Raw genomic sequence first — 5,921 nt, 5'->3', positions numbered from 1 at the left:
TGAAATTACCGATTCCATAATCTGCCGCCCCGCTGAACCGGGCGTTGAGGTCCAGCTTCAAGTATTCCATCCCGATCGAGACGCTCTTCGCGATCAGCCGGTCGTCCCATATCCCGACATGAATCGCCGTTCCACGCACGCCGATCATCGAATCGACCGTCAAGCGCTCGGACATCCGCATCAGGGTGCCGTCGTAATGAGCAAAGCCATAGCCTATCCCGACCTCGATGCGAAATCGTGGCGTTGGAACGGATGGCGGCGGAGCGGGGGGCTTGGCTGCCGAAGCGACCGGGGCGGCCGCGTCGGGCCGGTCAAAGCAAGTCATGCGGGCCACATCACTGTCAAGGCGCAGACATTGAGCGGACTTCCCGGTGGTCCATGCCATCCGCTCGTAACAGGCAAGCCGGGCATAGCGGCCCATATCCGATCCGCAGTTTTCAACGGCCTCTACCGATGTCAACGGAAACAGCGCCCCCAGCAACACCCAGACAGACCGCGGCCACACTAAAACCACTCTCCCGTGTCGGATCACGAGAGTCGATCTGACGGGAGATCCCGCAGCAAGGGACGGGCGACGCCCTGAGCCGATTTCAGCGTTTGGCAGTGTTCGAAAAGGAATGGCAACGGTTCACTCCAGGAGACCCTATGGAAAGGGCCAGGGATTTCGGCCATGCCGACATTGCCCCGATGTTAACGTCAGGATACAACCAACGCAGATATACACTAAAGATTGAATTTTGCCATGTGTCATTAGTTGTAAAAGACTTGGGAGGCACGTGTAAACCTCACGAGATGAGGTGGAATTTCTCCGGCATTCGGCGTCATTTGCGCGCAGCGCTGTGATGTTCCATGACTGTATTCGGCATAGTGAAAGCATGAAATTATCATAAGGGATGCAAACAACAGCTCCTGTCACAGAGAGAAATCGTATCATCGCGCTGACGGGAGATTCAAGCCGAACTTTTCCCCTGGCTGGAAGACGCGCGCAGACATCTGACGCCCCAGCATCGGCAACTGGTGAAAGTGCTGAACATGGCCGGGAATTGCGGGCACTGATCCAAGGTGTCGCGGAAAACGCCGACATCGACAAGGCGCAAAAGTTGGCTCTGGGAACCCTCAACGACTGGGATGCGGTGATCGCTTTCGTCAGGAATCCCAACCTCTTGCCCACGAACACCGATGCCGAACGGGCGCGGCACCATGCCGTCATTTCCCGACGCATCAGCTTCGGGATACGAACTGACGAAGGATTATAGCCTCGAACGCCATAGAAACCTGTCTAAAACGGCATGCTTGGCCCTGGAATTTCATCACCCGCCTCTCCGCCGTCGCCCGTCGCGGCACCGGCATCCCAGACCTTCCGGCCAGCGCCTGGCCTCCCCAATCGGGGGGTGTGTCCGGTAACATTCGGAAGGAAAGTTGAAAGTTCACCAAAAGTTTTTGCGTTGCACGCCTTGACAACATTTTGCCGGCATAGGTAGTATCAACAGGCTATAAATCGCCAGATAATTTTCTCTGAAGGGTGGACGAGTAAACCGAATCGAGGATGGATCATGCTCGGGGAGGATTCCTATGAGGGATCCCTCTAAGTTCTTTCTGCGCACAACACTTCCTGGCTTGGGCGTAAATTAATCACGTGGCCTCTTGTACCGATCTATGTGGAGCCGACAATGACCAGTGTTGTTATTCGAGATTCGGTGGACTTTGGCGCTATTGGCGATCATATCAAGGACACTCTGGTCCAATTGTTCGATCCGCAGGATTTTAGCGATTTCAGCAATCTGTTGAATGATGGCGGTAGAACGGGCGTGATGTCGTCCACGTCGATCACGGTGATCTCCAACGCCGATCCGTTAACCAAGGTTGTGTTCGGCGGTAGCGGGATGGGCCTTGATCTATCGAGCGGCCGACCGAAAGGCTCCGTGTCGACGATTACGCTGTATCAGGCCAAAGACGGCAGCACAACGGAAAGCGTTAAAACCGCCGACGTGACGTTGAGTTCGTCCCAGTACGTCTTCTCGATGTACTCCGCCGCCGATTCGTCGCTGTTAAGCAAGGTGACTCTCACCGGAACCGGGCTGCCGACCTCCACGAATGCTCTCTCCTCGCTGCTGGGATTTGACATCACCAGCGCCAACGGATCGGCGGTTACCTCGTCGGGAACGCTCTCGATTACCGGCCTGTCGGCCACCGACGCCCTGGGCGACACGATCAGCTTTTCCTCGACGACCGGATTCACCATCGCGGTTCCGTCTTCGGTGACCGGGGCTAACGCTTACGTCATCAATCTAACGGGGAGCTTTCCGCTCAACCTCACCGCGGCTCAGATCAAGGGGTTGATGAACGGGACCACCGACCCCCTTACCCTGTTCACCCAAACTCCGACCGGCCTGACCATAACCGACTCCACTACCAATACGATCGTCGCGTCGGTGACCGGGATTCCATCCGGGACCACCTTGGGGACCTTATTGAAGGCGGTTGACAATAAGTCGTTCGGCACCCTTTTCAGTGCGTCGGATGTGATCGACGCGTCGGGGTCGGTCAACGATATTAGCGTCAATCTGGCCACGGGGTTTCATGGTGCCACCGCCAGCGTCGGCACCCTGATCGGCGGATCGGGCAACGATACTCTGGTCGGCACCTCGATTAGCAATGAAACCCTGATCGGTGGGGCCGGTAACGATTCGATTATCGCCCAGAACACCAACAACACGAAGTTGACGACGTCGAAGCTGTGGAGCGACGGCGGCATCAATGGTATCGACAGCGCCAAGACGGAGAACAGTGGGCGATATCTGTTCTTCGTCAGCCAGGATTCTCGGTTGATCTCCGCTGCCACCAACGGAACGGTGCTCAGCACGATTACTAACGATTCCGGTAACGGCAACATTTGGAACGTTTATCGCTACGACACGGTTTCCGGAAAGGTGGTTAATATTTCCGGAACGGGGACGACGAACTATGTGCAGAGCTGGGACGTGTCGTCCGATGGAGCCACCGTCGGCTATATCATGGATGGCAAGCTGTACGTAGCGACCCAGTCGGGCAGCGGCTACACCTCGATGTTAATTACGCAAAATCAGGATACATTTTCGTCATACTCAGGCGTCGCCGTCAGCAATGCCAGCAGCGGGTGTGACCTTTATTATGTAAATCAGAATCAGCTCTATCGCTATAATACGGTGTCCAAGGCGTCGATAGCGCTGGGGGACGCGATCAACAATGGCAGCATCAACGCTATCGCCTCCTCTGCTGACGATACCAAGGTGGCGATCTTGACCACTGTCTATGACAATGGCAGCAATGTCACCAATCTCGTCGTGCTCAATGCATCGACGGGCGCGGTGTTGAAGACCGTGTCCGGGGTGAATACCAATATCCTGCAAGGAGTCAGCAACGACGGTCAATTCGTCCTGACCCGCGATTACGGCAATTCCAACGATCCGATCCAGGGCGCGATTCACCTCTACAACACCACGACGGGCACTGATCTGCTGGCGACAGAAAGCTGGAGCCGCCGTGTCACCTGGTCGGGTGCCCAGATGGCGAGCGATGGCACCCATGTCTATCTGGTGTTTCAGTCGGACGGGGTTGGGCTCGTAACTGATGAAACCCGTCAATTGCAGACGTTCCGTGCCGATTACAACATCTCCGACGCGAGTTGGACGGTGTCCCGGATTTCGTCGAGCGAAAACGGCATGTCGATCGGCTATCAATGGGTTTCTGCGATTTCCGACAACGGTAAATACGCCCTGATGATGGGCAACAACACCTATACCGATACGTCCGCAGTCAGCATATATGACAGCACGGTTGCCGCGCCCGGGACGAAAGCGACCGATACCCTGATCGGCGGCGACGGCGCTGACATCCTGACCGGCGGGGCCGGTACCAACGTGTTCGTCTATGCCGGGATCAATCAGGGCGGCGACACGATCACTAACTTCAAGAGTACCGACAAGATTTTCCTGCAAAGCTCGGTGTGGGGCTTCACCGCCACCCCGACCGTCTATGACAGCAAAGCGCTGGGCACCACGGGCGTCGGCAACAACAAGCCGTTCCTTTATACCGACAGCAATGCGCTCCATTACGTCAGCGCCAGCGGCACCGATACCCTGCTGGTCACCACCACCGGCACCACGGTGACGAGCGCGAACATTACCTTTTCAGCGTCGGCCACCAGCTACAGCACCGCAGTGGTCAACCTCGACGAGGCCGCCAACAATATCGCGACCCTGTCGTCCGCAACCGGCGTTTCCACCACTTTTACCGGCACCGGTCTGCCGTTGAACCTGCGCACCCTGACCGGCAGCACCGGTTCCGACACCCTCAGTGTGTCCGGTACGTCGCTTGATCTCAGCGGGGTGGCGGTCACCGGCATCGAGATACTGAAGACCGAGAACACCACTGGCACAACCCTTAAGGCCAATCAGGCCGACTTGGTCACGGGGGGGCTGATCTCCGGCAATACGGGAACCGATACGCTGATCGCGGCGGATACCGCCCTTAATCTGACTTCGACCACCTTGTCGAGCATCGAGGTGCTGGCGGCCGGAAATACCGGTGCCACCACCTTCACCATTGATGCCGCTGACCTCAACTCGCTGGCAAGCGTGAGCGGCAACAATGGCGTCGACACCCTGATCGTCACCAGTTCCAGCATCGATCTGAGCGGCAAGACCCTGTCCTCGGTCGAAGTGGTGAAAGCCGGCACTACCAGCGCCACCACCTTCACTCTGTCGGACGTTACCGGCGTGACCTCGCTGGTCGGCACGGCGGGCATTGATACCGTGGTTGCGGCCGGAACGAGCCTCGATCTTACCGCCACAACCATGTCCTCGATCGAGGTGCTGAAGGTGGGCAGTTCGGACGATACCACCTTCACCGTCGATCAGGCCGATCTGGCAGCCAACGGCAGCGTGGTCGGCAATGCCGGTACCGATACTTTGGTGATCAAGGGCACCAACATCAACCTGACTGCGACGACGCTGTCCGGGATTGAGGTACTGAAGGCGGGTTCCTCCACCGCCACCACCTTCACCGTCAATCAGGGCGATCTGGCGGCGAATGGCAGCGTGGTTGGCAATGCCGACACCGACACTCTGATCATCAATGGCAATAGCCTGGATTTGAGCACGACGACGCTGTCTAGTATCGAGATTTTGAAGGCGGGTTCTTCTGCCGCGACGATTTTCACCCTCGATCAAACCGATCTGGCGGCGAGTGGCAGCGTGATCGGCAGCGGCGGCGTCGACACTCTAGTGGCCGCCGGGTCCACCCTGGATCTGAGCGCGACGACGCTGTCCAGCGTCGAGATCGTGAAGGTGGGACGAGTTCGGCAACGGTGATCTCGGTCGATCAGACCGATCTGGCCAATGGGATTGTCAGCGTGGTCGGCAATAGCGGCATCGACACCCTGGCCGCGGCTGGGTCCAGTCTCGATCTGCGTACGACGACGCTGTCCGGCATCGAGGTACTGAAGGCGGGCAGTTCGGACGATACCACCTTCACCGTCGATCAGACCGATCTGGCGGCGAATGGCAGCGTGGTCGGCGATGTTGGCACCGACACCCTGATCATCAATGGCACCAGCCTGAATTTAGGCACGACGACGCTGTCGGGTGTCGAAATCTTGAAGGCCGGGATGAATGCCGCGACGACCTTCACCGTCGATCAGAGTGATCTGGCAACCAACGGCAGCGTGGTCGGCAGTATCGGCATCGATACCCTGGTTGCCGCCGGAACCATGCTGGGGTTGAGCGCGACGGCGCTGACCAGCGTCGAGATCCTGAAGGCCGGAACCACGAGCGCGACGACCTTCATCGTCGATCAGGCCGATCTCGCCACCGGCGGCAGCGTGATTGGCACTGGTCAGATCGACACCCTGATTGCCGCCGGAGCCAGCCTCAGCCTGACAT

At 57.9% G+C, this 5,921-nt stretch carries 4 protein-coding genes; 3 read left to right on the top strand and 1 reads right to left on the bottom strand.

The window, feature by feature from the left end; all coding sequences use genetic code 11:
* Positions 1-421: hypothetical protein (locus tag K678_RS16620; RefSeq protein ID WP_021133645.1), on the bottom strand; the 421-nt coding region annotated here is incomplete at its 3' end.
* A gap of 472 nt (positions 422-893) precedes the next feature.
* On the opposite strand from K678_RS16620, the gene K678_RS18835 reads away from it, so the two are divergent.
* The 3 genes from K678_RS18835 to K678_RS16605 all read left to right on the top strand — a co-directional run.
* On the top strand, positions 894-1,256 hold the full coding sequence (locus tag K678_RS18835; protein ID WP_155804590.1) for a transposase: 363 nt from the start codon (positions 894-896) through the stop codon (positions 1,254-1,256).
* 414 nt (positions 1,257-1,670) lie between these two features.
* Entirely contained in the window at positions 1,671-5,351 is a 3,681-nt protein-coding gene (locus K678_RS16610) for a beta strand repeat-containing protein (RefSeq protein WP_021133643.1), read from the top strand.
* The coding region (locus K678_RS16605) for a hypothetical protein (protein ID WP_021133642.1) at positions 5,348-5,921 on the top strand (574 nt) is incomplete at its 3' end. The genes K678_RS16610 and K678_RS16605, both read left to right, overlap by 4 nt.

The organism is Magnetospirillum fulvum MGU-K5, from assembly GCF_000442515.1.
Lineage (GTDB): Bacteria > Pseudomonadota > Alphaproteobacteria > Rhodospirillales > Magnetospirillaceae > Phaeospirillum > Phaeospirillum fulvum_B.
This window is presented reverse-complemented; position numbering and strand designations above follow the sequence as displayed.